28 protein-coding genes are annotated in these 25,993 nt (G+C 63.9%); 18 read left to right on the top strand and 10 right to left on the bottom strand.

What is annotated here, in order from left to right; genetic code table 11:
• Positions 1-46: 46 nt before the first annotated feature.
• The 9 genes from pyrE to LUA85_RS12635 all read left to right on the top strand — a co-directional run bounded on the left by pyrE (position 47) and on the right by LUA85_RS12635 (position 6,549).
• The gene (pyrE, locus tag LUA85_RS12595) at positions 47-631 is read left to right on the top strand and encodes an orotate phosphoribosyltransferase (protein WP_231470382.1); all 585 of its coding nucleotides are present in this window, start codon (positions 47-49) and stop codon (positions 629-631) included.
• Positions 632-636: 5 nt separating this feature from the next.
• Positions 637-1,386: a pyridoxine 5'-phosphate synthase gene (locus tag LUA85_RS12600; RefSeq protein WP_371823725.1), complete on the top strand. Its 750-nt coding sequence runs from the start codon at positions 637-639 to the stop codon at positions 1,384-1,386.
• Between the two features lie 154 nt (positions 1,387-1,540).
• Entirely contained in the window at positions 1,541-1,960 is a 420-nt protein-coding gene (gene acpS, locus LUA85_RS12605; RefSeq protein WP_231470386.1) for a holo-ACP synthase, read from the top strand.
• Complete coding sequence (lepB, locus tag LUA85_RS12610) at positions 1,957-2,865, top strand: signal peptidase I (protein ID WP_231470388.1); 909 nt, start codon at positions 1,957-1,959, stop codon at positions 2,863-2,865. The genes acpS and lepB overlap by 4 nt, the downstream gene beginning before the upstream one ends.
• 5 nt (positions 2,866-2,870) lie before the next feature.
• Positions 2,871-3,932 carry an AI-2E family transporter gene (locus LUA85_RS12615; protein ID WP_231470390.1) on the top strand — a complete coding sequence of 354 codons (1,062 nt, stop codon included), beginning with the start codon at positions 2,871-2,873 and terminating at the stop codon, positions 3,930-3,932.
• A 16-nt stretch (positions 3,933-3,948) separates the two neighbouring features.
• Positions 3,949-5,094: a DUF3089 domain-containing protein gene (locus LUA85_RS12620; protein WP_231470392.1), complete on the top strand. Its 1,146-nt coding sequence runs from the start codon at positions 3,949-3,951 to the stop codon at positions 5,092-5,094.
• Positions 5,095-5,114: 20 nt separating this feature from the next.
• Positions 5,115-5,558: a Holliday junction resolvase RuvX gene (gene ruvX, locus LUA85_RS12625; protein WP_371823726.1), complete on the top strand. Its 444-nt coding sequence runs from the start codon at positions 5,115-5,117 to the stop codon at positions 5,556-5,558.
• Positions 5,559-5,611: 53 nt separating this feature from the next.
• Positions 5,612-6,130 (top strand): PaaI family thioesterase, encoded by a 519-nt coding sequence (locus tag LUA85_RS12630; protein ID WP_231470404.1) that lies wholly within the window; start codon positions 5,612-5,614, stop codon positions 6,128-6,130.
• On the top strand, positions 6,127-6,549 hold the full coding sequence (locus LUA85_RS12635) for a PaaI family thioesterase (RefSeq protein WP_231470406.1): 423 nt from the start codon (positions 6,127-6,129) through the stop codon (positions 6,547-6,549). Before LUA85_RS12630 ends, LUA85_RS12635 begins: the two co-directional genes overlap by 4 nt.
• On the opposite strand, the gene LUA85_RS12640 is transcribed toward LUA85_RS12635, so the two are convergent.
• From LUA85_RS12640 to LUA85_RS12655, 4 genes are read right to left on the bottom strand one after another with little or no spacing between them, the layout of a single operon-like run.
• The gene (locus LUA85_RS12640) at positions 6,546-6,875 is read right to left on the bottom strand and encodes a DUF2794 domain-containing protein (protein ID WP_371823727.1); all 330 of its coding nucleotides are present in this window, start codon (positions 6,873-6,875) and stop codon (positions 6,546-6,548) included. The two genes, LUA85_RS12635 and LUA85_RS12640, sit on opposite strands and share 4 nt — an antisense overlap.
• 38 nt (positions 6,876-6,913) lie before the next feature.
• Positions 6,914-7,639, bottom strand: coding sequence for a serine O-acetyltransferase EpsC (epsC, locus tag LUA85_RS12645; protein WP_231470409.1), 726 nt, complete (start codon positions 7,637-7,639; stop codon positions 6,914-6,916).
• Between the two features lie 26 nt (positions 7,640-7,665).
• Positions 7,666-8,277, bottom strand: a complete 612-nt coding sequence (locus LUA85_RS12650) for a DnaA ATPase domain-containing protein (RefSeq protein ID WP_231470410.1) — start codon at positions 8,275-8,277, stop codon at positions 7,666-7,668.
• 33 nt (positions 8,278-8,310) lie between these two features.
• The gene (locus LUA85_RS12655; protein ID WP_231470412.1) at positions 8,311-9,579 is read right to left on the bottom strand and encodes a heavy-metal-associated domain-containing protein; all 1,269 of its coding nucleotides are present in this window, start codon (positions 9,577-9,579) and stop codon (positions 8,311-8,313) included.
• A gap of 112 nt (positions 9,580-9,691) precedes the next feature.
• On the opposite strand from LUA85_RS12655, the gene purM reads away from it, so the two are divergent.
• Together purM and purN are read left to right on the top strand one after the other, a co-directional pair.
• On the top strand, positions 9,692-10,798 hold the full coding sequence (gene purM, locus LUA85_RS12660) for a phosphoribosylformylglycinamidine cyclo-ligase (RefSeq protein ID WP_231470414.1): 1,107 nt from the start codon (positions 9,692-9,694) through the stop codon (positions 10,796-10,798).
• Between the two features lie 153 nt (positions 10,799-10,951).
• On the top strand, positions 10,952-11,890 hold the full coding sequence (gene purN, locus LUA85_RS12665) for a phosphoribosylglycinamide formyltransferase (protein ID WP_231470416.1): 939 nt from the start codon (positions 10,952-10,954) through the stop codon (positions 11,888-11,890).
• A gap of 10 nt (positions 11,891-11,900) precedes the next feature.
• Here the strand turns inward: purN and LUA85_RS12670 are convergent, their stop codons facing one another.
• Complete coding sequence (locus LUA85_RS12670; RefSeq protein ID WP_231470418.1) at positions 11,901-12,146, bottom strand: hypothetical protein; 246 nt, start codon at positions 12,144-12,146, stop codon at positions 11,901-11,903.
• 100 nt (positions 12,147-12,246) lie between these two features.
• Positions 12,247-12,669, bottom strand: coding sequence for a nucleoside-diphosphate kinase (gene ndk, locus LUA85_RS12675; protein ID WP_231470420.1), 423 nt, complete (start codon positions 12,667-12,669; stop codon positions 12,247-12,249).
• Positions 12,670-12,898: 229 nt separating this feature from the next.
• Between ndk and LUA85_RS12680 the strand changes: the two genes are divergently transcribed.
• On the top strand, positions 12,899-13,198 hold the full coding sequence (locus LUA85_RS12680; protein WP_231470422.1) for a GIY-YIG nuclease family protein: 300 nt from the start codon (positions 12,899-12,901) through the stop codon (positions 13,196-13,198).
• A 107-nt stretch (positions 13,199-13,305) separates the two neighbouring features.
• On the opposite strand, the gene LUA85_RS12685 is transcribed toward LUA85_RS12680, so the two are convergent.
• Genes LUA85_RS12685 through LUA85_RS12695 form a run of 3 tightly spaced genes read right to left on the bottom strand, consistent with a single transcriptional unit; the run spans position 13,306 to position 15,353 of the window.
• Positions 13,306-13,737: a DNA polymerase III subunit chi gene (locus LUA85_RS12685; protein ID WP_231470424.1), complete on the bottom strand. Its 432-nt coding sequence runs from the start codon at positions 13,735-13,737 to the stop codon at positions 13,306-13,308.
• Entirely contained in the window at positions 13,737-13,889 is a 153-nt protein-coding gene (locus tag LUA85_RS12690; protein ID WP_231470425.1) for a DUF2256 domain-containing protein, read from the bottom strand. Before LUA85_RS12690 ends, LUA85_RS12685 begins: the two co-directional genes overlap by 1 nt.
• A gap of 6 nt (positions 13,890-13,895) precedes the next feature.
• Complete coding sequence (locus tag LUA85_RS12695; protein ID WP_231470427.1) at positions 13,896-15,353, bottom strand: leucyl aminopeptidase; 1,458 nt, start codon at positions 15,351-15,353, stop codon at positions 13,896-13,898.
• A 102-nt stretch (positions 15,354-15,455) separates the two neighbouring features.
• Between LUA85_RS12695 and LUA85_RS12700 the strand changes: the two genes are divergently transcribed.
• The 4 genes from LUA85_RS12700 to rsmA all read left to right on the top strand — a co-directional run bounded on the left by LUA85_RS12700 (position 15,456) and on the right by rsmA (position 21,085).
• Complete coding sequence (locus LUA85_RS12700) at positions 15,456-17,744, top strand: LPS-assembly protein LptD (protein ID WP_231470437.1); 2,289 nt, start codon at positions 15,456-15,458, stop codon at positions 17,742-17,744.
• Positions 17,745-17,883: 139 nt separating this feature from the next.
• Positions 17,884-19,227, top strand: a complete 1,344-nt coding sequence (locus LUA85_RS12705; protein WP_371823682.1) for a peptidylprolyl isomerase — start codon at positions 17,884-17,886, stop codon at positions 19,225-19,227.
• 38 nt (positions 19,228-19,265) lie between these two features.
• Complete coding sequence (pdxA, locus tag LUA85_RS12710) at positions 19,266-20,267, top strand: 4-hydroxythreonine-4-phosphate dehydrogenase PdxA (RefSeq protein ID WP_231470439.1); 1,002 nt, start codon at positions 19,266-19,268, stop codon at positions 20,265-20,267.
• Positions 20,264-21,085 (top strand): 16S rRNA (adenine(1518)-N(6)/adenine(1519)-N(6))-dimethyltransferase RsmA, encoded by an 822-nt coding sequence (gene rsmA / locus LUA85_RS12715; protein ID WP_231470441.1) that lies wholly within the window; start codon positions 20,264-20,266, stop codon positions 21,083-21,085. Before pdxA ends, rsmA begins: the two co-directional genes overlap by 4 nt.
• A 188-nt stretch (positions 21,086-21,273) precedes the next feature.
• Here rsmA and LUA85_RS12720 read toward each other — a convergent pair whose 3' ends face one another.
• On the bottom strand, positions 21,274-23,403 hold the full coding sequence (locus LUA85_RS12720) for a malate synthase G (protein ID WP_231470443.1): 2,130 nt from the start codon (positions 23,401-23,403) through the stop codon (positions 21,274-21,276).
• Between the two features lie 176 nt (positions 23,404-23,579).
• Here LUA85_RS12720 and LUA85_RS12725 point away from each other — a divergent pair, with 176 nt between their 5' ends.
• Together LUA85_RS12725 and LUA85_RS12730 are read left to right on the top strand one after the other, a co-directional pair.
• Positions 23,580-24,785: a hydrolase gene (locus LUA85_RS12725; protein ID WP_231470445.1), complete on the top strand. Its 1,206-nt coding sequence runs from the start codon at positions 23,580-23,582 to the stop codon at positions 24,783-24,785.
• The gene (locus LUA85_RS12730; protein WP_231470447.1) at positions 24,785-25,822 is read left to right on the top strand and encodes an arginine N-succinyltransferase; all 1,038 of its coding nucleotides are present in this window, start codon (positions 24,785-24,787) and stop codon (positions 25,820-25,822) included. Before LUA85_RS12725 ends, LUA85_RS12730 begins: the two co-directional genes overlap by 1 nt.
• Positions 25,823-25,993 lie beyond the last annotated feature (171 nt).

Genomic DNA, 25,993 nt, shown 5'->3' on the forward strand with positions numbered 1-25,993 from the left:
GCGCAAGCGCCATTTGCGCAAGTCCCATCCGACCGTCAGGTGACCGATGCTCGAAGACGAGATCCTTTCCGAATTCCGCGCCAGCCAGGCTCTTCTCGAAGGCCATTTCCTGCTTTCATCCGGGCGGCACAGCGCGCACTACCTTCAGTGCGCGCGCGTTCTGATGGACCCGATGCGCGCCTCGCGCCTTGCCGTGGCCATCGCCCAGAAGCTCCCGCGCGACATCCGCTCGCAGATCCAGAAGGTTGTCGCCCCGGCCATGGGCGGAGTGATCATCGGCCATGAAGTCGGCCGCGCACTCGGCGTAGAAGCGATGTTCGTCGAACGCCCCACCGGCACTTTCGAACTGCGCCGCGGCTTCGCCCTCAACCCCGGCGACAAGGTGCTGATGGTCGAGGACGTGGTGACGACCGGCCTTTCCAGCCGCGAGGCGATCAAGGCCATCGAGGAAGCGGGGGGCGAAGTGATCGCTGCGGCTTCGCTGATCGATCGATCGGCGGGCAGCGTGGATATTGGTGTGCCCTTCTTCCCGCTGGTCGCGCTGAACTTCCCGACATACGCGGCGGACGAATTGCCGCCCGAACTGGCCGCAACCCCTGCGGTGAAACCGGGCAGCCGGGCGACCGCCTGATGGCCATGCTGCTGCCTGCGCGCCTGCGGCCCAACAGTCTCAGGCTGGGCGTCAACATCGATCACGTCGCCACCATCCGCAACGCGCGCGGCGGCGATCATCCCGATCCGGTGCGCGCCGCTGAAATCGTCGCCAGCGTGGGCGGCGATGGCATCACCGCGCACTTGCGCGAAGACCGCCGCCATATCCGCGACGAGGACCTGGCGCGCATTCAGGCGGCGACCAACCTGCCGCTCAACCTGGAAATGGCCGCGACCGACGAAATGGTCGAAATCGCGCTTCGCCACCGCCCCCACGCCGCCTGCATCGTGCCCGAACGGCGTGAGGAGCGCACGACCGAGGGCGGTCTGGACGCGGCGGGTCAGCACAACCGCCTTGCCCCCATCGTCTCGCGCCTGACCGATGCGGGCATCCGCGTCAGCCTGTTCATCGCGCCCGAAGCCCGCCAGATCGAGGCAGCGATGAAGCTGGGCGCGCCGGTGGTGGAACTGCACACCGGCGAATATGCCCATGCCGAAGGCGAGGCTGTTGCGGTCGAACTGAAGCGCATTGCCGATATGGCGGCGCTGGCTGCCGTTAATGGCATCGAGCCACATGCAGGCCACGGCCTGACGTATGAGAACGTCCAGCCGATTGCCGCCATCCCGCAACTCGCAGAACTCAACATCGGGCACTACCTGATCGGTGAAGCGATCTTCGTCGGGCTTGAGACAGCCGTGCGGCGTATGCGCGATCTGATGGACGAGGCGCGGTGAGAGCCTATGCTCCCTATCCTCCCCGGCACGGGGAGGGGGACCGCGCGCAGCGTGGTGGAGGGGGCTATCCAGATGGCACGGCACCTGCCGAGAGTCCCCTCCACCACGCCGCCTGCGGCGACGCGGTCCCCCTCCCCGTGCCGGGGAGGATTGCATGATCATCGCCATCGGTTCGGACCTCTGCAACATCGAGCGCATCCGGTCTTCGCTCGACCGCTTTGGCGAACGGTTCCTCAACCGCGTGTTCACCGATGTTGAGAAGGCCAAGGCCGAGCGCCGCCCGTTCACCAAGGCAGGCACACTGGCCAAGCGTTTCGCCGCGAAGGAGGCTTTCTCCAAGGCGGTCGGAACCGGGTTCAAGGCCGGTGTGTTCATGAAGGACATCGGCGTGGTCAACGCAAGGTCGGGCGCGCCGACGCTGGCGCTCACCGGCGGCGCGGCGGCGCGGCTGGCCGCGATCACGCCCGATGGCCACGAAGCATTCGTTCACCTTACGCTGACTGACGATCATCCATGGGCGCAGGCCTTTGTGGTGATCGAGGCCCGCCCTCTAGCCGGAAACCCCGTCGCTTGACCCAACCCGATCCACAGGACGAAAATCTGTCCCCTCCCCCGCCACCGCCCGGAACCGGGGTCGACTGGTGGGGCGAGATTCGCGGCCTTGCGGCGATGCTGCTGGCGGTCGTGCTGTTCCACAGCTTCATAGCCAAGCCGTTCTATATCCCGTCGATCTCGATGATGCCCAACTTGCTGGTGGGCGATCGGCTGGTGGTGTCCAAGTACCCCTACGGATGGTCGTGGGTGTCGGCGTCGTTCCACGTCCTGCCACGCGGCGACGGGCGGGTGCTGCCTGCCACTCCGAACTATGGCGATATCGTGATCGCCGTTCCACCAGACCGCGATGAGGATTACATCAAGCGCGTGATCGCCCTGCCGGGAGACCGGATCGCCGTCATCCATGGGCAGGTCATCCTAAACGGGAAACTGGTGCCACAGCAGGTGGAACCACCGGTGCAGATCCCGGTTGATCCCGAACTCTCGTGCGACGGCGCGCCGTGCTATGACATGTTCGAGCGCTACCGGACGCGACTGTCCGATGGGCGCGAGGTCTATGAACTGCCCGCCTTCCGCGAGACCCTGCCGAATGGGGCAAGCTATGTGATCATCGATCATACCGACCAGATGCTTGACAACTATCCCGAAACACTGGTGCCCGCAGGCCATGTCTTCCTGATGGGCGACAATCGCGATCACTCCGCCGACAGCCGCGCATCCATAGAAGAAAAGGGTCTGGGCGGTCCGGTGCCGCTGGCCAACGTGGGCGGGCGCGCGGAATTCATCACGTTCTCGCTGGATGGCAGCGAATCGTTCAATCCGCTCACATGGTGGACAGCCTTGCGCGATGGGCGCGCGTGGAGCAAATTGCGGCCTGAAATCCGCCGTCAGACGGAAATCGGCACAGCCCGGACGGAGCGCTGACCTGCATGGATGATTCGGTTCCAACACGGGCCGCCGGGCCGACCGACATCTCGGACGGTCTGGTAAAGCGCGAGGCGAAGAAGGCCGCGGTGTGGCTGGGCGTGGCGGGGTTGTTCGCGCTGGCGGTCATTCTGGCGCAGCCGATCATGGTGATCATCGGCGGCATCGTGTTCGCCGCGATGATCGACGGCGGGCAGCGCCTGATCGCCCGCGTGGCGCCGTTCCTGCCGCGCGGCCTGCGGATCACGCTTGTCCTCCTTGGGGCGGTGAGCTTTCTTGTCTGGCTTGTCACTTTTGCCGGTGGCCAGATTGCAGCGCAGGCCGCTGAATTTCCGGCGGTCGTGCAAGCCCAGCTCGCACGGCTGACGCTGTGGGCGCAAAGCCATGGCATCACGATGCGCGATCTCAACCTGCAACAGATCGCCAGCCAGGTGCTCGGCAGCGTGGGGCAGGTCACGCGGGCACTTGGCGGCATTTTCGGCGGCTTCACTACCGCGTTTCTGATCTTCATCCTGGCGATCTACTTCGTGATCGAACCGGATATCTACCGGCGCGGCTTTGCATGGATGATGCCCGCCGAAAGTCGTGATCATTTCGAAGGCACGGCGCTGCGCATGGGCAAGGCGCTGCGAATGCTGCTGTTCGGGCGTCTGATCGGCATGACCGTGGAAGGCGTGGCCACGTGGGCGCTGCTGGCGTGGTGGGGCGTACCGATGGCGGCGCTGCTGGGCCTGCTGACCGGCCTTCTGGCCTTCCTGCCCAATATCGGTGCGCCCATTTCCGGGCTGCTGATGGTACTGGTCGGATTTTCCGGTGGCACGGAAATGGGCCTGTTCTGCATTGCGGTCTATGTCGTGGTCCAGACCGTCGATGGCAACATCATCGTCCCGATGGTGGCCAAGCGAACCGCCGATCTTGCCCCTGCGCTTGTGCTCGGCGCGCAGTTGGTGTTCGGCCTGCTATTCGGCATACTGGGGCTGATGCTGGCTGATCCCATTGTGGCCATGATCAAGATCGCACTCGAACGGCAGGCCGCCCGCAACGACGCCAATCGCACGACGGATTAGCCAAGGGACCTTAACTGTGGCGCGCAAGTTCCTCTATTTTATCGCCGTTCTGGTCGTGCTGGTGATCGCGGCATTGATCGTTCTGCGAATCTGGTCGACCGAATTGACCCGCTATGCCTTTGTGCCGAAAGTCGCGTTCGAACAGGTCCGCCCTCTTCCGGCCGGGGCCTATGCCAATCGCGCGATGTGGATTTCCCGGCCCGACATCGGCGCCGATGATCCCGCACAGTGGGCGCCCGATGGCATTGCCCGGCAGCAGGGAAAGGCCGCGGTGTTCTTCATCCACCCCACATCCTACCTTGCGCGCAAGCACTGGAATGCGCCTGTCGACGAACAGGACAGCGCGCGCCGCGCCATCTATTTCGTCCGCGCCATGGCCTCTGCATTCAATGGACAGGCGCAAGTATGGGCGCCACGGTACAGGCAGGCCGCGTTCGGTGCATTTCTTACAAATCAGCCCCAGGCCAGACAGGCGCTCGACGCCGCCTACATGGACGTGCGCCAGGCGTTCGACACCTTCGTGGCGGCAACGCCCAGGGAAACGCCGATCGTGCTTGCAGGGCATAGCCAGGGCGCGTTTCACCTGATGCGGCTGCTCAAGGATCGCGTCGCAGGAACGCCTCTCGCCGCCCGCGTCGTCGCGGCCTACCCGATCGGCTGGCCGATCTCGATCGCGCATGATCTGCCCGCAATGGGCCTGTCTCCTTGCGCAACGCCCGACCAGACCCGCTGCGTGATGACGTGGAGCAGCTTTGCCGAACCAGCCGATCCGGCGCTTGTGCTCGAAGCCTATCGCGCGCGGCCCGCGCTGGATGGCAAGGCCAAGGGCACCGAAGCCACGCTCTGCACCAATCCGCTGACGGGGCGGGTTGGCGGCAGCGCCCCGGCATCGGCCAACCTTGGCACGCTCCGCATTTCCGAGGAACTGTCTGACGGAGAATTGATAAAAGAGGCCATCCCCGCCCGCTGCGATCCGGCAACCGGGATGCTCCTGATCGGTGAATCGCCGGAAATCGGGCCGTTCGTCCTGCCCGGCAACAATTACCACGTCTATGACATTCCGCTGTTCTGGTCGAACCTGCGCGCCGATGTGGCGCGGCGAACCGACGCATGGGAAGCGGCGCGGGAGACCGACGCACGGGAAGCGGCGCGTCGCCCGTGATCTGCGAATCCATCATCGATATGCGCGCGGCGCTGCCCGAAGGCGGTGTGTTGCTGGGCCTCGATACCGGCACCAAGACCATCGGCCTTGCCCTGTGCGATCCGCAATGGCGCTTTGCCACGGCGGGCAAGACCATTCGTCGTACCAAATTCATGGCCGACAAGGCGCAATTGCAGGCGCTGATCATCCAGCGTGATGTCAGGGGACTGGTCATCGGACTGCCTTTGAACATGGATGGGACCGGCAGCCCACGATCGCAGGGCGCGCGGGCGATGGCACGCAATCTGGAAGACATCGGCCTGCCCATCCTGATGTGGGATGAACGCTGGAGCACGCAGGCAGCAAACCGCGCGATGATCGAACAGGACTTCAGCCGCGCCAAGCGCGCTGAACGTATCGATTCGCATGCGGCCGCACTGATCCTGCAAGGCGCGATAGATGCGCTTGCCGGAAGCGCCTTCTAACCGCGCAATTAAATCTGCTTGAAATTGCGCCTGTCGAACGGCACTGCAAGGAAATGAACGATACGCCCGACAACAACGGCCCTGATCCCGCAATGGAAAACGGTTTCAAAAACAATAGCGCGGCCTTCGATCCGGCGGAATTTGGCACGTTCATGGCGAACTACGGCCACGCGGGGTTCGTCGGCATGCGATATGTCGGGCATGGTGAAAACTGGGTGGAAGTTGCCTTTCCATGGCACGAGGATCTGGTGGGCGATCCCGATACCGGTGTGCTGGCATCGGGTCCGATCATCAGCCTTCTCGATAATGCCACATCTATGGCCGTCTGGACGAAGCGCGGCACTTTCAGTCCGCAAGTGACACTGGACCTGCGGATCGATTATGTCCGCGCGGCAACACCGGGAAAGACTGTCGTGGCGTGGGCTGAATGCTATCGCCTGAAAAAGTCCATGGCGTTCGTGCGCGGCATCGCTCACGACGGCGATATTGCCGATCCGGTCGCCCACGCGGTTGGCATCTTCATCCAGATTGAAGCCGAAGACCGGCCGAACACTGCGGAGATTTCGGCATGAGCGACGAAACGATCGAACGCCTTGCCGCGCAGATGCCGCCATTTGCGCGTTCCATGGGTATTCAGGTGGACCATATCGCCCAAGGTGTGCCGGTACTGACGATGAATTTTTCAGAGCGCGTACTGGGCCGTCCCGGATTTCTCCATGGCGGCGCGATTGCCGGACTGCTGGAAATTGCCGCGATCACCGCCCTGCGCTGCGATCTCGATCACGAAGGCGAAAGCCTGCGGTTCAAACCGGTCAACATCTCGGTCGAATTTCTGCGCGGCGGCACGATGATCCAGACGTTCGCGCAGGGGCAGGTCATTCGCGCCGGGCGCCGCATCGCCAATGTTCGTGCGGACGCATGGCAGGCCTCTCGCGACAAGCCGCTGGCCAGTTGCTGGATGAACTTCCTGCTCAAGCCGAAGCAGGTCTAATCCTCGACCACTTTCATCAGCCGCCGTTCCAGCGGTGACAGGACGCCGGCGAGATCGTGTCCGCGCTTCAGCACTTGCCCGGCTTCGCCGAACAGTGCCCACATGCCCTGCTTGCCTCGCAAGGAAGGGCGCTTTTCAATGCGCGCGGTGGGGCGTTCGGCAGTGCGCCTGAATGCGGCGAAGCTCGCTGCGTCCTTGCCGAAATCCATGGCGTAATCGCGCCAGAATCCCGCAGCGACCATGCGACCGTAAAGATCGAGGATACGCAACAGTTCGGGGCGGTCGAACGCCACCTGCAAAGGCGGCTGCGCATGGGGAAAGGGCAGTATCGTGCCCGGACTGCCCGGTTCGGACCCGCTTGCGCTCAGTTGCGCGTCCTCCGCGATGCCGAGCTTGGCGGTGGTGCCGGGGTCAACCCACCATCGCCGGTCTGCGCCGCGATCAGCGCCGCAACCTGCGTCTTGAGCATGGCGACTTCAGCCTCCAGATCATCGACGCGGCTGCCGCCATTGGGTTCGCACGGTTCCTTGCACGGGGTGCCGTAAGGGATGAATTCCTTGAGCCAGGTTTCCGCCGGAACCAGCGTGGACCGCGCCTTGAGGCCGACCATCGTCGCACCTTCGGGCACGTCATCGGTCACCACCGCATTTGCGCCAACGCGCGCGCGCGGCCCGACGGTGATCGGCCCAAGAATCTGCGCGCCAGAACCGATGATCGCATTGTCGCACAGTGTCGGGTGACGCTTGCCCGGAACGCCGTTGGCGGGATTGGTGCCGCCAAGGGTTACGCACTGGTAGATCGTCACATTGTCGCCGATCTCGCACGTTTCGCCGATCACGGTGAAACCATGGTCGATAAACAGGTGCTTGCCGATCTTCGCGCCGGGATGAATGTCGATCGCGGTCAGGAAACGCGAGAAGTGGTTCACCGCGCGCGCAAGGAAAAACAGATCGGCTTCGAACAACCAATGCGCCAGCCGATGGAAACCGACCGCCCACAAACCGGGATAAAGCAGGATTTCCCAACGCGAGCGCGGCGCGGGATCGCGCGAGCGGATCGAGTCCAGATAATCGATCAGGCCGTTCAACATGCCCCAATTCTCTCTCTTTCAACCGGCTAAAGCAAGCGCGGCTGGAATTCCCCTGATCGCTCGGCAAGCGCATCGCGAACAAGGGATATGGTGACGGGTGCTTTACGCTCAAGGGACAGGCGGTCAAGAGTTTCAATCAGCAACTCTATTTCAGCATGGCTGCGTTCGATTCGCGGCAGAAGATACGCCAGCACGGCATCGCCCAGGACAAGGCCGCGGCGCCCGGCATGTTCGCCGATCAGGCCTGCCAGCAATTCATCATCGGGCGGGCCGATCTCGATCAGCAGGGCCGATCCCAGGCGCGAGGCAAGATCGGGCAAGGCGATTGACCACGATCCGGGCGCGCGATTGCTGACCAGCAGCAACGGACGGCCATCGGCCTGCGCGCGGTTCCAGAGATGAAACAGGTCGTTTTCGGGCAGGGTGTCGGCATCGTCGATCACTTCGCCACCGCCGCTTTCGGCAAACCAGCGCGCCAGCAGGCTCTTTCCCGAACGTGGTGGCCCCGCCAGAATTGCGGTGCGGAACGGCCAGCGTTCCGCCGCCTGAAGCGCTTCGATCACCGGCGTCAGCGAGGCGCCGAGCACGATGGTCTCTGCGCCGCGCGCGGTCAGAAGCGGTAGAGCGATCTGCGACATGGTGGCAGTTATACGTTGAAAACCGGCAAAGGGTTACTTGCGGATCGAAAGCGCGCCCGCGCCCGCCGTTACCCGCCAGCCCTGTGCCCGCAACGCGGCCGCCAGCGCATCGATCTCGCCCGCATACGTCACACGCATGACCGACGTTCCGCCAATGGCGATCGATGTCGAAACCGCGCTGCGCACACCGGGAATACCCCGCAACGCAGCCATACCTGCATCGACTGCCGCAGCATCGGCGGTTGCAAACTGGACGGTGACGTTCGACGTGACCGCCGCCGCCGCTGACGCGGTCGATGTCGGCTGCGCCTGCGGATCCCCATTGGTGCCGGGTGCTGTACGCGCCGGACCTTCCGCCGCAAGAATCCGGTCGATCAGTTCTGGATCGATTTCCGGCGCGATGTTCAGTGTAGGATCGGGGCGCAGCAGTCCGCTTGCCAGAGAATCGCTGAAGATGCGGTCAAGCCGGCCGATGGCATCCTCAAGCATCCGGGGCAATTCCGCCTCATTGCGCGCCGTCAGCGTGAAACTGCCGAGGAAACGGTTGTCCGGGCCATAGCGCGCAGTGAAGGTGCCATGCACGGGCCCGCCGGGATATTCGCGCGTCAGCCGTGCAATCGGCATGATCACGTCCGCCGCGCCGAACTCGTCGAGAATCACACGCCACCAGTTGCGGCTGCGGCGTTCAAGCTGGCCTGCGGTAAGCAGCAGCGAATCGGAGCCGGCGCCGGCCGGACGCACATAATCGATAGCGCTGTTGCCGGTGCGGTATTCGGCCCATGCCTTCTGCCACGGGCTGCGCGTTTCGAACACGGTCGCCACGCCGCCCTGATAAAGCACCGGGATCACCAGCATCGGCGCCGAGCGCGCCCGTGCTCCGGTCATCCCCAATCGTTCGCTGGTGCGCGTACGGTCGAAGATCACGCCCAGCCGTGCAATATAGCGGCGCGGGCCGATCTGTTCGTGTTCGACCACGATGGCCGAAATCATCGATTCGATGGTCGAATCGTCCAGTCCGGGCGCCGCCCCACCGCTGCCGTTGGAGGCCCACAGCTTTTCCCAGCCCTTGCGCGCGGCTTCGCGCCAGCCATTGCTGCGCGCATCTTCGGCATTGTCTCCGCTGACGTTGACCGCGATTCCGCGCACCTCGAAATCGCCGTTGCTGGCAATCGGCGGAATCCCGCGATCCCCTTCGATCTGGGCGAGCAGCGCAGCCCCGCCCAGCCCGGCAAGCAGGGCCAGCCCGATGATCAGGGCTTTGCGGTTCCGGGCACTTTCGAAAGGCAGGCGCAGCGCGACCAAGGGAACTCCAGAACCATTTTGGCCGCGATCTTGGGGACAAGGCGGCTTGCCGGAGCGCTTTTGCCCAAAGGCAAGTGGAAATCCAAGCAGGAAAGCGCTAGGCGCGCGTTCCATGAGCGATCACGATCAAAAGCCGCAGAGCTACAGCTACGCCCAGGCCGGCGTGAACATTGCCGCAGGCAACGCGCTGGTGAAGGCCATCGGCCCCTTGGCCAAGTCCACGGCCCGCCCCGGCGCGGATGCGGAACTTGGCGGTTTCGGCGGGTTTTTCGATCTCAAGGCAGCAGGCTACAAGGACCCCTTGCTCGTCGCGGGCAACGATGGTGTCGGCACCAAGGTAAAGCTGGCGATCGACCACGACCGCCACGACCAGATCGGGATCGATCTCGTCGCCATGTGCGTCAACGACCTGATCGTTCAGGGCGCAGAACCTTTGTTCTTCCTTGATTATTTCGCCACCGGGCGCCTCGACAATGGCGTGGCCGAGCGCGTGGTTGCGGGCATCGCCGAAGGCTGCCGGATGGCCGGGTGCGCGCTGATCGGCGGCGAAACCGCCGAAATGCCGGGCATGTATGCCGATGGCGATTATGACCTTGCGGGCTTTTGCGTGGGCGCTGTGGAACGCGGCGAACAGTTGACCGGGGACCGCGTGGCCGCAGGCGACGTGCTGCTTGGCCTGGCTTCGTCGGGCGTTCATTCCAACGGCTATTCGCTGGTTCGCCGCCTCGCTGCCGACAGGGGCTGGAAGCTGGATCGCCCTGCCCTGTTCGACAATGAGCGCCTGCTGATCGACTATCTGATCGAGCCGACTCGCATCTATGTGAAGACGCTGCTGCCGTTCATCCGTTCGGGAAGGATCAACGCGCTGGCGCACATCACCGGCGGCGGCTTGCTGGAAAACGTGCCGCGCGTACTGCCCAAGGGACTTCATGCGCGGATCGATGCCGATAGCTGGGAACAGAGCCGGTTGATGGCGTTCCTGCAGGCGCAGGGCAACATCGAACCTGCCGAAATGGCGCGCACGTTCAACTGCGGCGTAGGCATGGTTCTTGCCGTAGCACCGGGCGAAGCCGAAGCGCTCGGCGCCGACCTTGCCGCCGCCGGGGAAGAGGTATTCCGCATCGGCAAGATCGTCGCAGGCGAAAAGGGCTGCACCGTGACCGGCAGTGCCGAAGCATGGTCGGCGCGCAAAGCATGGGAAGCCGTGCATGTCGGCTAGAGCCGCATTCCTCCCCCGTACAGGGAGGGGGACCACCGGGACGGCGGTGGAGGGGAATCGCCTTTGGGCACCTCCCTTCATGGTTAGCGCGGCCCGGACAGCCCCCTCCACCATCCTGCGAACGGTCCCCCTCCCCGTACCGGGGAGGATGTGATGCCTCGTGCGCGCGTCGCCGTTTTCATATCGGGCAGCGGCACGAACATGGCCGCGCTGCTTTATGCAAGCCGTGCGGCGGATTGCCCTTACGAGATCGTGCTCGTTCTCTCCAACAACCCCGACGCCTCTGGCCTGAAGCTGGCCGAGGCCGAAGGCGTGGCCACGTTCTGCCTGCCGCACAAGGGCATCGCCCGCGCAGACCATGACGCGATGATGGAAGCGCAAGTGCTGAAATCAGGAGCGCGGTACATCGCGCTGGCGGGCTACATGCGGATTCTCACGCCCGAATTCGTCGGGCGCTGGAAAAACCGGATGCTCAACATCCACCCCTCGCTTCTGCCCAAATACAAGGGGCTGCACACGCACGACCGCGCGATCGAAGCAGGCGATTCGCATGGCGGCTGCACGGTGCACCTCGTCACCGCCGAACTCGACGATGGCCCGGTTCTGGGCCAGACGCCGGTTGCGATCATCCCCGGCGATACAGGCGACACCCTGGCCGCGCGTGTGCTGTTTGCCGAACACCAGCTCTATTCACGTACACTGGCCGCCTATGTTGCGCGGGAATTTGACGCCGGATGGCTGCTCGAAAAGGTCCGCGCGCTGGCCGATGCCCTGCCGCAGGTGGAGGAACGCGAAAGCCATGGCGCGCCGGGCTGGCGGGTGGGTGGCAAGTATTTCGCCTATTTCAACGATCAGCACCATGGGACCCCGCAAATCGCGCTTCTGGTAAAGACCAGCGGGCAGGACGAATTGGCCGCGCTGATCGAACAGGACCCCGATGTGTGGTTCCGCCCGGCCTATTACGGCGCGAGCGGCTGGGCTGGGCTGACCCTGAACAGACCCGACGTGGATTGGGATCACGCCGCAGACTGGTTGCGCCGCAGCTGGGCCGCGGTGGCACCCCGCCGCCTTGCCGCAATGCTGGAATTCTGAAAGCCGGCCTTCAGATCTGGTCCGCGCTCACCTGCGGGCGGCTTTCGCGCGTTCCGCGATAGCGCACTGACGGATCGCTGGCATCGGCCGCGATGATGACGAAATCATCATGCACTTCCAGCAGTTCGCCCGCGAAGGGCATATCTTCGAACATCGGACTGCCCGTCACCCGGTAGCTTACCGTGTCACCGACCTTGAACGTCTTTTCGTCGAAGTTGAAAGCAAAGGGACAATCGTCCCCACCCATACCTTGCATCGCACTCTCCTCGTGACACTCTTTTAGCGCAAACCCTGCGCAAGAAAAAAGGGCCAAGTTTCCCTGGCCCCCGTTTCTGGTCGATCTGACTTCGCGCCGATCAGCCGACGATTTCTTCGGGCTTGAAGAAGTAGGCGATTTCGATCGCCGCGTTCTCGTCCGAATCCGAACCGTGTACCGTGTTGGCTTCGATCGATTCGGCCAGTTCCTTGCGGATCGTGCCGGGTTCGGCGTTGGCGGGGTTGGTGGCGCCCATGATGTCGCGGTTGCGCTGCATGGCGTTCTCGCCTTCGAGAACCTGCACGACGACCGGGCCGGAGATCATGAATTCGACCAGTTCTCCGAAAAACGGACGCTCGCGGTGAACGGCGTAGAAGCCCTCGGCCTGTTCGCGGCTCATATGGATGCGCTTGGAAGCGACGACGCGCAGGCCGGCTTCTTCAAGCATCTTGGTGACCGCACCAGTCAGGTTGCGACGCGTGGCATCGGGCTTGATGATCGAGAAAGTGCGGGTAACCGCCATGGGACTTGTCCTTGCAGGTATGGGAAATCAGTTGGGCGCGCCCCTAGCGGGGATTGGGCCAGGGTGCAAGGCGGGTGGGAGAGGTAGAAGCCTCAGCCCGGATCAAGTCCGGGCCGACGGGTAAAACGCCGGGGAGCAGATCAAGTCGGGGCGACGAACGAACCGTTGTCGCATCAGTTCCCGTCGCCCCGGACTTGATCCGGGGTGAGGCTTGCTGTTCCGTCGCAGGATGAATCAGGAACAACGCGGTGGCTGGGTTTACATCATGGCCGACCACTATCGTGGCTCAATGTATGTCGGTGTCACGGCACATCTGGCACGGCGCATTCACCAGCACCGCGAAGGCAGCGGCTCGGATTATTGCGCTAAGCACAAATTGGTTCGGCTGGTTTGGGCTGAACGCGGCGACACCATCGATGACTGCATTACCCACGAAAAACGCCTGAAGCGCTGGCGGCGTGAATGGAAGTTCGAACTGATCGAGCGGGGCAATCCAGAGTGGGCGGATCTGTTTGAGCTTCTGTTGTGAAAGAAATAAGCCTCAGCACGGATCAAGTCCGGGCCGACGTTAGGTTGAGCAGTGTAGTATCCTGATTTCTTCGCCCCGGACTTGATCCGGGGTGAGTCTGAACCTCCTCAAGGCCCCTCTTTCCACTTGCCCTGTTCCTGCCGCCAATATCGCCGCTCTAAGCCTTCGCGCGTACCCAGCATGCGCCAGCAGCCGCGCGCGTCGTCGATGCGGGCGGGCGGGAACAGCAGGAATACCCGCTCGAAACTCCCCTCGCGCCACACGCCATCAGCCAGCGCCATGAACTTCGCCCCGTTGAGCGGGTCCGGTTCCGCCGAAAGCAGGATCGGCTGGCGGTCGGCGTGAGGATCGGTGGCGAGGCCGTTGGCGAGGAAGGTTTCGGGGAGGCGCGCCCACAGCGCTTCGCTGGCGCGCTTCAACTGCGCGGAATCGTCCGACACGACCAGCAGCCTTTCGCCCGCCGCCAGCGTGTTGCGCGCAATCAGCGGCAGCACCTGTTCGGCAGGATCATTGGTCAACTGATAGAAATCGACGCGCATTACCCGGCTTTCCCCTTGCCGCTGCGACAGCGATCGGAACAGAACTTCACGTTGTCCCAGTCGCGCTCCCACTTCTTGCGCCATGTGAACGGCAGGCCGCAAGCGGCGCAAGTCTTGGTCGGCAGATCAGACTTGCGCCGCATTTTAGGCATGGGAGGTCAGGCCTCCAGCACGTCACGGACGTAGCGGTCGAGCAGGCGCACACCATAGCCGGTTGCGCCCTTGTCCCAGGTCGCGCCGGGCTTGTCCGCCCAGACCATGCCGGCGATGTCGAGGTGCGCCCAGACCACGCCCTTGTCGATATAGCGGTGGAGGAACTGCGCGGCGGTGATCGACCCGCCATAGCGTGGCCCCACGTTCTTCATGTCGGCAATCGGGCTGTCGATCAGCTTGTCATAGGCCGCGCCGATGGGGAAACGCCACAGCTTGTCGCCACTGCCCTTGCCCGCCGCATCGAGGCTGGCGGCCAGCGCATCGTCATTGCTGAACATGCCGCCGTATTCATGGCCGAGCGAAATGATGATCGCGCCGGTCAGCGTGGCCAGGTCGATCACGGTCTTCGGCGCATATTCCTTCTGCACCCAGGTCAGCGCATCGCACAGCACCAGACGGCCCTCGGCGTCGGTATTGATGACTTCGACCGTCTGGCCGGACATCGACGTGACCACGTCACCGGGACGCTGCGCATTGCCATCGGGCATGTTCTCGACAAGGCCGCACACGCCGATCACGTCGGCCTTCGCCTTGCGTCGGGCGAGCGTGAGCATCGTGCCCGCGACGGCTGCTGCACCGCCCATGTCCCACTTCATGTCTTCCATGCCCGCAGCGGGCTTGATCGAGATGCCGCCAGTATCGAATGTCACGCCCTTGCCGACGAAGGCGGTCGGCTGATCGGCTTCCGCGCCCTTCCAGCGCATTGCCAGCAACTGCGGTTCACGCACCGAACCTTGCGATACGCCGAGCAGTGCGCCCATGCCCAAGGCGGTCATTTCGGAAAGGCCGAGCACGACGATTTCAACGCCAGTGCCCTCAAGCCGGGCCTTCGCGCGCTCCACGAAGCTGGCAGGGTAGATTACGTTGGCCGGTTCCGCCACGAGTTCGCGGGTGAACTCCACGCCTTCGGCCACGGCGCTTTCCACATCCCATGCCGCAGACGTGCCTTCGGGCGCGCCCACCGCCACGACTTCGGCCAGCGAGCGCCTCTGCTCCTCGGCAAGCTTGGTGCGATAGACATCGTGCCGCCAGCCGCGCAGGCGCGCGCCCAGCAAAACCGCAGCGGCCTCAACCCCTGTCAGGCCCGATCCGGCAAAATCGATCGCCAGCGAGGTTTCGCCAGATGTCAGGTACCTGGCAGTCAAAGCCGCGCCAGCCTTTTCCAGCGCGGCAAGCCTGTCAGCGCCTTCTGCCTTGCCGATTCCGGCCAGCGCCAGCCGCTTCACGCCAGCTTCACCCGCCACGAAGGCTTCGAAGACCTGTCCGGTCTTCCCGCTGAACCGCGCCGCGCCCGCGCCATCGCGCACCACCGCGTCCAGATCGGCGGGAAGCGCATCCTGCGCCACCAGTCGCGCCACAAGGCGGGGAAGCGGGGCATCGCTGGTGCGGAAAACGACGTTCATTCGGCACTCCTGTCGGAAAAGAGATCACGCTTCGGCGCAAGGATTGCGCCAGCGGAAAATGTGGAATTGCAGTTAGGGTGCACTGGTGCGATAGGCAAGCGCATGCAACCCGCCCGGCGGCCGCAGCCGCAAGCCCTTGATCGACGCTTGCGCCTTGCGCGCGCGGCCCTTTCCGCCTCATCCTTCGCGCTTGCCGCTTTCGCGGGCCTCCCGGCTTTCGCGCAGGATGCCCCTGCCCCGCAAGCAACGCCCGCCGAATCGGCGCCGGACGATGTCGTGCGCTTTGAAGCGGACAAGGTCCGTTATGACAGCAACGCCGAACTCGTCACCGCAGACGGCAGCGTCGTGCTCCGGCATGAGGATCAGACGGTGCGCGCCGACAATGTGGTGTGGAACCGCAACACCGGGCAGATCATGGCCAGCGGGAACATCCGCTTCGTCGATGTCGATGGCAACGTGGTCTATACGGACAAGGTCGAACTGACCGACGAATTCAAGGCGGGCGCGATCGAGGACCTGCTGATCGTCCTGCGCACCGGAGGGCGGCTGGCCGCCGAACGCGGCGCGCGTGACGAAAACGGCAACATGATGCTGGAACAGGCGGCCTATTCGGGCTGCTCGGTCGAGGACGATAAAGGCTGCGCCAAAAAGCCAAGCTGGGAAGTGACCGCCGCGCGGGTCTATTTCGACGCGAAGGAAAAGCGCGTCAAATATTATGGCGCCACCCTGCGCATGTTCGGCATCCCGATCCTGCCGCTGCCGGGCCTTGGCCATACATCGGATTTCCGTGCCGAAACCGGATTGCTGATCCCCGATTTCCGCCTGAGCGCGTCGAACGGCGCTGAAATCAGCGATACGTGGTACTGGCGCATTGCCGACAACCGCGATCTTGCGCTGACCGGCACGTTCTACACCGGCTCCTTGCCGATGCTCACCGCCAAGTACCGGCACCTGACCAACCTCGGTGCATTCCAGATCACCGGATATGCCACGCGCAGTTCGCGCATCGCAGTGGGCGGGGCCACATCCACCGGCGGGACTGCGGCCGAACAGCAGCAGTCGTGGCGCGGCTACATCGAGGCGAACGGCAAGTTGCAGTTCTCGCCGGAATGGAGCCTGACCGGCAACGGCCGCCTCGCATCGGACCGCACGTTCCTGCGCCGTTATGACATCAGCCGCGATGACCGGCTGCGCTCCTCGCTCAACATCGAGCGCGTCGATGATGACAGCTACCTCAGCATCGCCGGGTGGATGACGCAGACAGTACGGGTGGACGATCCGCAGGGCATGGTCCCGCTGGCCCTGCCCGCGATCGACTATCGCCGCCGCATGGTCTTCGACGGCATTCCGGGCCGGTTCGAATTGCAGGCCAACAGCCTCGCCATCCTGCGCACCGCCGGGCAGGACAGCCAGCGCGCCTTTGCCCGCGCACAGTGGGACCTGCGCACGATCACCGGCCTTGGGCAGGAAGTGACGCTGACCGGCCTGGTCCGGGGCGATGTCTATCATAGCGCCGAAAACGAACTGACCGAGACCGCGATCTATCGCGGGCTTCCCGGCTGGCAGACGCGTGGAATTGCCACCGCTGCGCTGGATATGAAGTGGCCGTTCCTGGGAAGCCTGCTGGGTGGTGCGCAAGTGCTGACCCCCCGTGTGCAGGTGGTGGCAACGCCGGGTGTGCGCAATTTCGAGATTCCCAACGAGGATTCGCGTTCGGTCGATCTGGAAGACACCAACCTGTTCGCGCTCAATCGCTTTCCCGGCCATGACCGGATCGAGGACGGTGTGCGCTTCACCTATGGCTTTGACTGGAACTACCAGCGCCCCGGCCTGCGCGTTACCACCACGATCGGGCAAAGCTACCGCCTGTCGAGCCAGAAATCGATCCTGCCCGATGGCACCGGGCTTACCACCCGCGCCTCGGACTATGTCGGCCGCACCACCGTCCGGTTTGGCGATATCGTCAAGTTCACGCACCGCTTCCGCATCGACAAAGACAGCTTCGCGTTGCGCCGCAACGAATTCGACGCGACGCTGGGCGATCACCGCCGCTACATCGAAGCCGGCTACCTCAAGCTCAATCGCAACATCACCAGCTCGTTCGAGGATCTTCAGGACCGCGAGGAACTGCGCTTTGCCGCGCGCACCCCGATTACGCGGGCGTTCTCGGTCTTCGGATCGGCCATCGTCAACCTGACAGACCGTGACGAAGACCCCACGCTGACATCGGATGGCTATCAGATGCTCCGCCACCGGCTCGGCGTTGCCTATACCGACGATTGTCTGGACCTGTCCTTCACCTGGCGGCGCGATTACGTGACAACGGGCGACGCCGCGCGCGGCAACTCGTTCCAGATATCGCTCTCGCTCAAGAACCTTGGGGTGAAATAGCGCGGCATCTTGCCCTTTCGCGCCCGATACGCCACTCAGCTTGGGTTAAGCCGCCTGCGGCCAATGCCCGAAGATACAAGAAGGCCGCCGCCAGACGACAATCTGAGTGGGCCAGTTCGACAGGACCAATACGCTGACCATGATGTCCAAGCTGAAGATCACCCGCACGATTGGCACGGCTGCGCTTGCGCTCGGCATGTGCGCAACTGCTGCCGCCCCGGTGCTGGCGCAAGGCGCGAACTCTCCGCTCAACATTCCCGCAAACCCGGTGATGTTCGGCAAGAACGATCCCAACGTCCGCCGCGCCACGGCTATCGTCAATGGCGAGATCGTGACCGGGACCGATGTTGAACAACGCCTTGCGCTGATCATTTCGGCCAACGGCAACAAGATCACGGGTGAGGAACTGGAGCGGCTGCGCATGCAGGTGCTGCGCAACCTGATTGACGAAACCTTGCAGATACAGGAAGCCAAGGCCGCTGATGTGCCGGCCGACGATGGCCAGGTTGACGCGACCTATGATCGCGTGGCCACGCAGAACTTCGGTCAGTCGCCGGAAGCGATGGAAAAGTATCTGGCGCGCATCGGCTCCTCCTCTGCCTCGCTCAAGCGCCAGATCCGGGGCGAACTGGCATGGCAGAACCTGTTGCGCCGCAACGTCCAGCCGTTCGTCAACGTCTCGGAAGGCGAAGTGACTGAAATGATGCAGCGCCTGCAGGCATCGAAGGGCACCGAGGAATACCGGATCGGTGAAATATTCCTTGCCGCAACCGACGTGAACAAGACGCAGGTCTTCGCCAATGCCGAGAAGATCGTCGAACAATTGAAGGGCGGCGGCAGCTTCGTCGCTTATGCCCGCCAGTATTCCGAAGCCTCGACCGCTGCTGTCGGCGGCGATCTGGGCTGGATTCGCCTCGCCCAGCTTCCGGCCGAACTCGGCGCGGCCGCAACCGGCATGGCGCCGGGCCAGCTTGCTGGGCCGATCGAAATTCGCGGTGGCTTCTCGATCCTCTATCTGATCGACAAGCGCCAGGTACTGACCGCCGATCCGCGTGATGCGCTGCTCAGCCTCAAGCAGATTTCCATCGAATTTCCCAAGGGCCTGAACAACGACACCGCCGGCAGGAAGGCCGCCGAATTTGCCGCCATGGTCAAGACGATCAAGGGCTGCGGCGATGCCGAGACGCAGGCGGCGAAGATCGGCGCAACCGTGGTTGCCAACGATCAGATCAAGGCGCGCGATCTGCCGGGCGCGCTTCAGGAAACCCTGCTCGCCCTGCCTGTCGGCCAGACCACACCGCCGTTCGGCTCGATCGAGGAGGGCGTACGCGTCCTGATGCTGTGCGGACGTGACGATCCGCAAGTCACCAGCGGCCCCAGCTTCGATCAGCTTATGGCGCAGATCGAGGATGACCGCGTCAACAAGCGCGCGCAGACCTATCTGCGCGATCTTCGCCGTGATGCGGTGATCGAATACAACTGACCCTCGCAAACCCTGCGTTCAGGGTCTAGGGGAAGCGCATGACGCCTCCCCTTGCCCTTTCCATCGGTGATCCCGCAGGCGTTGGCCCGGAACTGGCCGCCGCAGCGTGGGCCGTCCGCAAGACCGAGCGTTTGCCCTTGTTCTTCGTGGTCGGCTCTTCCCGGCTGGTCGAACAGGCCGTCCGTGCGCGCGGGCTGAACGTACCGGTCTGCGCGGTCAAGGCCCCGGACGAAGTTGCGGATTGCTTTGACGGGGCATTGCCCGTGCTCGACATCGGCGATCTTGCCTATACCCCCGGCGAACCGTGCGACGCTGGCGCAACGCTGGCTCTCAACGCCCTGTCCGCCGCCACCGGCCTTGTCCGCTCAGGCGCAGCTTCGGCGCTCGTCACCGGCCCTGTCGCCAAGAGCCGCCTTGCGCGGATCGGCTTTACTTATCCCGGCCAGACCGAATATGTGGCGCAAGCCTGCGGGATATCGCCCGAAAACGCGGTGATGATGCTGGCCGGGCCAAGCTTGCGCGTGGTGCCGATCACGGTCCACGTCTCCTTGCGCGATGTGCCCGATTTGCTCACGGTCGAGCTGATCCGCAACCGCGCCGCGATCACCGCTGCGGCGCTGTCACGCGATTACGGGATAGTCCGCCCACGCCTTGCCGTGGCCGGGCTTAACCCCCACGCGGGCGAAGACGGGCGTATGGGGCATGAGGATGCAGACATCGTCGCGCCCGCTGTCGCCTTGCTGCGTGAAGCCGGGATCGATGCGGTAGGCCCCCTGCCGCCCGACACGATGTTCCATGCAGAAGCCCGCGCCGGCTATGACGTGGCGATCTGCATGTACCACGATCAGGCGCTGATCCCGTTGAAAGCGCTCGATTTCGACGCTGGAGTGAATGTCACGCTCGGCCTGCCGATCATCCGCACGTCCCCCGATCACGGGACCGCCTTCGGCATTGCCGGAACCGGCACGGCGCGGGTCGGGCCAACCATCGCGGCGCTGCGCATGGCGGGCGAATGCGCCACGCGAAGGATGAATTCGTGACCGAGCTTCCCCCGCTGCGCGATGTCGTCAACCGCCACGGACTGATCGCCACCAAGGCGCTTGGCCAGAACTTCCTGTTCGACGAACAATTGCTCAGCCGCATCGCCACGGTGCCGGGCAAGCTGCGGGGCGAAAACGTCCTCGAAGTCGGCCCCGGCCCCGGCGGCCTGACCCGCGCCCTACTGCGCGCGGGCGCCAATGTCACCGCCATCGAAATGGATAAGCGCTGCCTGCCGGCCCTTGCCGAACTGTCCGATGCCTTCCCCGGCCAGCTTACCGTAATTCAGGGCGATGCCACGAAGATCGCGCCCGAAACCCTGTTCGACGGGCCGTGGCATGTCGCAGCGAACCTGCCCTACAATGTCGGCACCGCGCTGTTCACCGGGTGGCTTTCAGGCCAGCCGTGGCCGCCGCAGTGGAAATCGCTGACGCTGATGTTCCAGCAGGAAGTGGCAGAGCGCATCATCGCCACCTCCGGTTCAGGCGCCTATGGCCGCCTTGCCGTGCTGGCGCAGTGGCGCAGCACCCCGCGCATCGCGATGAAAGTCCACCGCAGCGCCTTCACTCCGCCGCCCAAGGTGATGTCGGCCATCGTCCATGTCGAACCTGCCGCCATGCCCGAAGGCGTATCGGCGCGCATGCTCGAACGCGTGACCGAAGCCGCCTTCGGCCAGCGCCGCAAGATGCTCCGCCAATCCCTCAAGGGCCTGCCCGGCGCGCTGGAGGCGCTCGAAGGACTGGGAATCGACAGCCAGCGCCGCGCGGAAACTCTGGATGTGGCGGAGTTCGTGGCGATTGCGCGTGTACTGACGAAGTAGGATTTTTTCGCGCAAAGAGCGCAAAGAGGGTGTGCTGACGGCGAAGCCGCCCGTCTCCCGGACGCTTCTTCGCAGCGGAACCGATGCATTGGGACGGTGGCCTTCGGCCAAGCACTACATCATTGCGCTCTTTGCGATCTCTGCGCGAAACAAAAGGGCGAGCCGCGAAAGGCCCGCCCTCGATCAAATCAAGCCACCTCGGCCACCTTGGCCAAAGCCGCCTTCTTCTTCAGTCGCCATGCATGCAACAGCGGTTCGGTGTAGCCGTTTGGCTGCTCCACGCCCTTGAACACCAGATCGCAGGCGGCACGGAAGGCAAAGCTTTCATCCCAGCGCCCTGCCATGGGTTCATACAGCGGATCTCCCGCGTTCTGCGCGTCGACCTTGGCCGCCATGCGCTTCAGGCTGTCCATCACCTGATCGCGCGAACAGACCCCATGGAGCAGCCAGTTGGCGATGTGCTGGCTGGAAATGCGCAAGGTCGCGCGGTCTTCCATCAGGCCCACGTCGTCGATGTCGGGCACCTTGGAGCAGCCCACACCCTGATCGATCCAGCGCACGACATAGCCGAGCAAGCCCTGGGCATTGTTGTCCAGTTCCTCGCGCACTTCGGCCTCGGACCAGTTTGCCCCATCGGCCAGGGGAACAGCCAGCAGCGCCTCAACGCCCAGCATCCGCTCCTGCGCCACAGCTTCCTGCACTTCGAATACGGAAACCTGATGATAGTGCATCGCATGCAGCGTGGCGGCCGTGGGCGACGGCACCCATGCCGTGTTCGCGCCGGTGCGGGGATGCGCGATCTTCTGTTGCATCATGTCGTGCATCATGTCGGGCGCGGCCCACATGCCCTTGCCGATCTGCGCCTTGCCTGAAAGTCCGTGCGCCAGTCCGATACAGACGTTGCGCTTCTCATAGGCAGCAATCCAGCCCGATCCCTTGATCGCGCCCTTGCGGATCATCGCGCCTGCCTGCATCGAGGTATGGATTTCATCACCCGTGCGGTCGAGGAACCCGGTGTTGATGAACACGATGCGGTTGCGCACGGCATGGATGCATGCCGCAAGGTTTGCCGAGGTGCGCCGCTCCTCGTCCATCACGCCCACTTTCACGGTATGGCGCTCAAGCCCCAGCAGGTCTTCCACGGCATCGAACAGATCGTTGGTGAAGGCCACTTCCTCTGGCCCGTGCATCTTGGGCTTGACGATATAGATGCTGCCCTTGCGGCTGTTGCGCAGGCGTCCCAGCCCCATCAGGTCGTGCATGCCGATAGCCGATGTGATCACGGCGTCCATGATGCCTTCGGGAATTTCCGAACCGTCGGGCAGCAGGATTGCAGGACTGGTCATCAGATGGCCGACATTTCGCACGAACAGTACGCTGCGGCCCGGCAGGATCAGTGGTTCACCCGTGGGCGATGTCCATTCCCGGTCCGGTTCAAGCGCGCGGGTCATCATCTGCCCGCCTTTGTGGAAGCGCGCTTCCAGATCGCCGCGCATCAGGCCCAACCAGTTGCCATAGGCCAGCAGCTTGTCCTCGGCGTCCACGGCGGCGACCGAATCTTCCAGATCGACGATCGTGGTCAGTGCCGCTTCCATCACGATGTCGGCGATGCCCGCCTTGTCGCCCTTGCCCACCGGATGCTTACGATCCTGCACGATTTCCACGTGCAGGCCATTGTTGCAAAGCAGCAGGCTGCCCGGCTTGTGTCCGGCAAACTGACCGGGATGGCGCAGCGGCGGCTGGCTTTCGCCATCCCATTGCGCCCAGCCCATGCCATCCAGCGGGAATGTCAGGTCCAGAAACGCGCGGCCGGCGCGCACCACCGCCGCGCCACGCGCTGCGTCATAGCCGCCCGGCTGCGCAAGCGGCGCATCAAGCGCATCGGTGCCATACCATGCGTCGTACAAGCTGCCCCAGCGCGCATTGGCGGCATTGAGCACGAAACGATCGTTGAGCGATGGCACGACAAGTTGCGGCCCGGCCATGCAGGCGATCTCGGCGTCCACATTCTGCGGACCGATCTCGAACGGTGCCGGTTCGGGCACCAGATAGCCGATTTCCGTAAGGAACGCCCGGTATTCGCCCATATCGATGGGTTTGCCCTTGCGGTGCAGATGCCATGAATCGATCAGCGCCTGCAATGCATCGCGCTTGTCCAGCAACATGGCGTTTACCGGCGCGAAATGCGCGACCAGTGCCGCAAAGCCCTGCCAGAACACGTCGGGGTCAAGCCCGACAGGCTTCAGGACGCTATTGTCGATAAAGGTGGAGAGGGCCGCATCAACCTGAAGCCCGCTGCGCTCGATACGTTCGTTCATTTCACCCATGTCCATTCGCTCACATAAACCGGACGCACGGCAATGCCGCGCGTACCGAATCCGATGAACCTGGGGAGGAACGCCCGATGCCATGCCCCAAGACGGCATAGAGCGCAACCGTTGCAAGTGGAACAAGGGGTTCACCCCGGCCGCGCGAACCGCTACGCTGGTTGCAGATGCAACAGATTTCCGCCACTGAACAGGCGCTGACAAGCCGGATTGACGCCGCCGCCATGCTTGCGCAGGTACAGGCATGGTGCGCGATCAACACTGGCACTGGCAATCTCCACGGCCTTGCGCAGCAATGCGACGTGCTGGCGGAATGCTTCGCCGCGCTGCCCGGCACCGTGCGCAGGGTAGATCCATCGCCGGTTACCGCAATTGCCGCCGATGGGCACGAGGCTGAAACCGCCAACGGGGCGCATCTGGTCCTGTCCGTCCGCCCCGAAGCGCCCCGCCGCTATCTGCTGACGGGCCATATGGACACCGTGTTCGCGCCCGCCCACCCGTTCCAGGCACTGACATGGCTTGATCCCGAAACGCTGAATGGGCCGGGCGTCGCTGACATGAAGGGCGGCATTGCGGTGATCCTTGCCGCACTCACCGCGTTTGAGACCAGCCCTGTCGCCCCATCGGTCGGCTATGACGTTATGCTCAATTCGGATGAGGAAACTGGCAGCCTTGCGTCATCGACGCTGATCGCCGAACTGGCGCGCGGCAAGGTGGCGGCACTAACTTATGAGCCGTCTGCCCTGCCCGATGGCACTCTGGCGGGGGACCGCCCAGGCAGCGGCAATTACAGCGCGATCATTGCCGGACGCTCGGCCCATGCCGGGCGCAATCCGCAGGACGGCCGCAACGCAATCCTCGCCGCAGCCGATCTCGCCTTGCGCCTGAAGGCACTGGAAGAACCGGGCCTTTCGGTGAACCCTGCCCGGATCGACGGTGGCAGCGCCAACAATGTCGTGCCCGATCACGCGGTGTTGCGCTTCAACGTGCGCCCGCGCCTGCCCGATCAGGCACAACGCTTCATCGCCGCCCTGCACGAAGCGATGCGCGTGATCGAAAAGCTGCACGACGTTGCGATCCACCTCCACGGCGGCGTTTCCCGGCCGCCCAAGCCCCTGACGCCCGAAGCCACCGCCCTGTTCGGGCTTGTGCGCCAGTGTGGTGATGCGCTTGGCCAGCAGATCCGGTGGCAGGCATCCGGCGGGGTGTGCGATGGCAACAACATCGCCGCATGCGGGGTGCCTGTGGTTGACACGATGGGTGTGCGTGGCGGCGCGATCCATTCGGATCAGGAGTTCCTGATCGTGCCGTCTCTGGCAGAACGGGCGGCGCTGTCCGCGCTGGTCCTGCACCGACTTTCCGGGGGGAATTGATGACGTTCCGCATCCGCGCCGCACGCGCGACCGACCTGCAACCGCTCTATGAAATGGCAAAGCTGACCGGCGGCGGCTTCACCAACCTGCCACCTGATCGCAAATCGCTCACCACCAAGCTGGAACGCGCAGCAGCAGCCTATGCCAACGAAGATGATGGCGATCCCGACAACCTCAAGGACGAATTGTTCGTCCTGGTGCTGGAAGACACCACCACGGGCGAAGTGCGCGGCACCGCCCAGATCTTCACCTGCGTCGGGCGGCAGTGGCCATTCTATTCCTATCGCAAGGCCACGCTCACCCAGCATTCGAAGGAACTCAACCGCACCTTCCGCGCCGAAATGCTCGGCCTCGTCACCGACCTTGAAGGCTCCAGCGAAGTCGGCGGGCTGTTCCTTCACCCGTCGGAACGCGCAGGCGGCCTTGGCATGTTGCTGGCGCGCAGCCGTTATCTGTTCATCGCGATGCACCGCCAGCGCTTCGGCCACAAGATCCTGGCGGAGCTGCGCGGCGTGATCGACGAGCGCGGCGGATCACCGTTCTGGGATGGCGTGGCGGGCCGGTTCTTCGGAATGAGTTTTCAGGAAGCGGACTATTTCAACGCGATCAACGGCAACCAGTTCATTGCCGACCTGATGCCCAAGCATCCGGTCTATATCGCCATGCTGCCGGAAACCGCGCGCTCGGCCATCGGCCTGCCGCACCCTTCGGGCCGCGCGGCTATGCGCATGCTGGAGGAAGAAGGCTTTGCCTACGAAGGCTATGTCGACATTTTCGACGGCGGTCCCACCATGACCGCCCGGACGGACCGGGTGCGCTCGGTCTGCGAGGCGCAGGCGTCAATCGTGGCACACGTGCGCGCACCGGAAGGCAACGGCAGCGCGATCAAGGCGCTGGTGGCAACCGGCAGACTGGCGGATTACCGTTGCACCTTTGCGGAAGTGGCGGCCGGGCCAGACGGACTTGTGCTTGATCCGGTGGCGGCTGCGGCACTGGGCGTGACTGCTGGAGACACGGTCTGGCACGTCAGCCGCTAAAACCCTTTTCTGTGGGCGATTATGCCGTTTGCAAACACGGGCCGTAGAGCACCCTCCCCGCTGCGACTAACGCTTCTTTCAGAAGCGCAAGTGTCGCTCCCCTCCCTAAAAGGAGGGGCTGGGGGTGGGTTTGCGGCGACTGTGTTTGCAAATGATACTATCCTCTTTCTG

It is taken from the genome of Novosphingobium sp. CECT 9465 (assembly GCF_920987055.1).
Taxonomy (GTDB): Bacteria; Pseudomonadota; Alphaproteobacteria; order Sphingomonadales; family Sphingomonadaceae; genus Novosphingobium.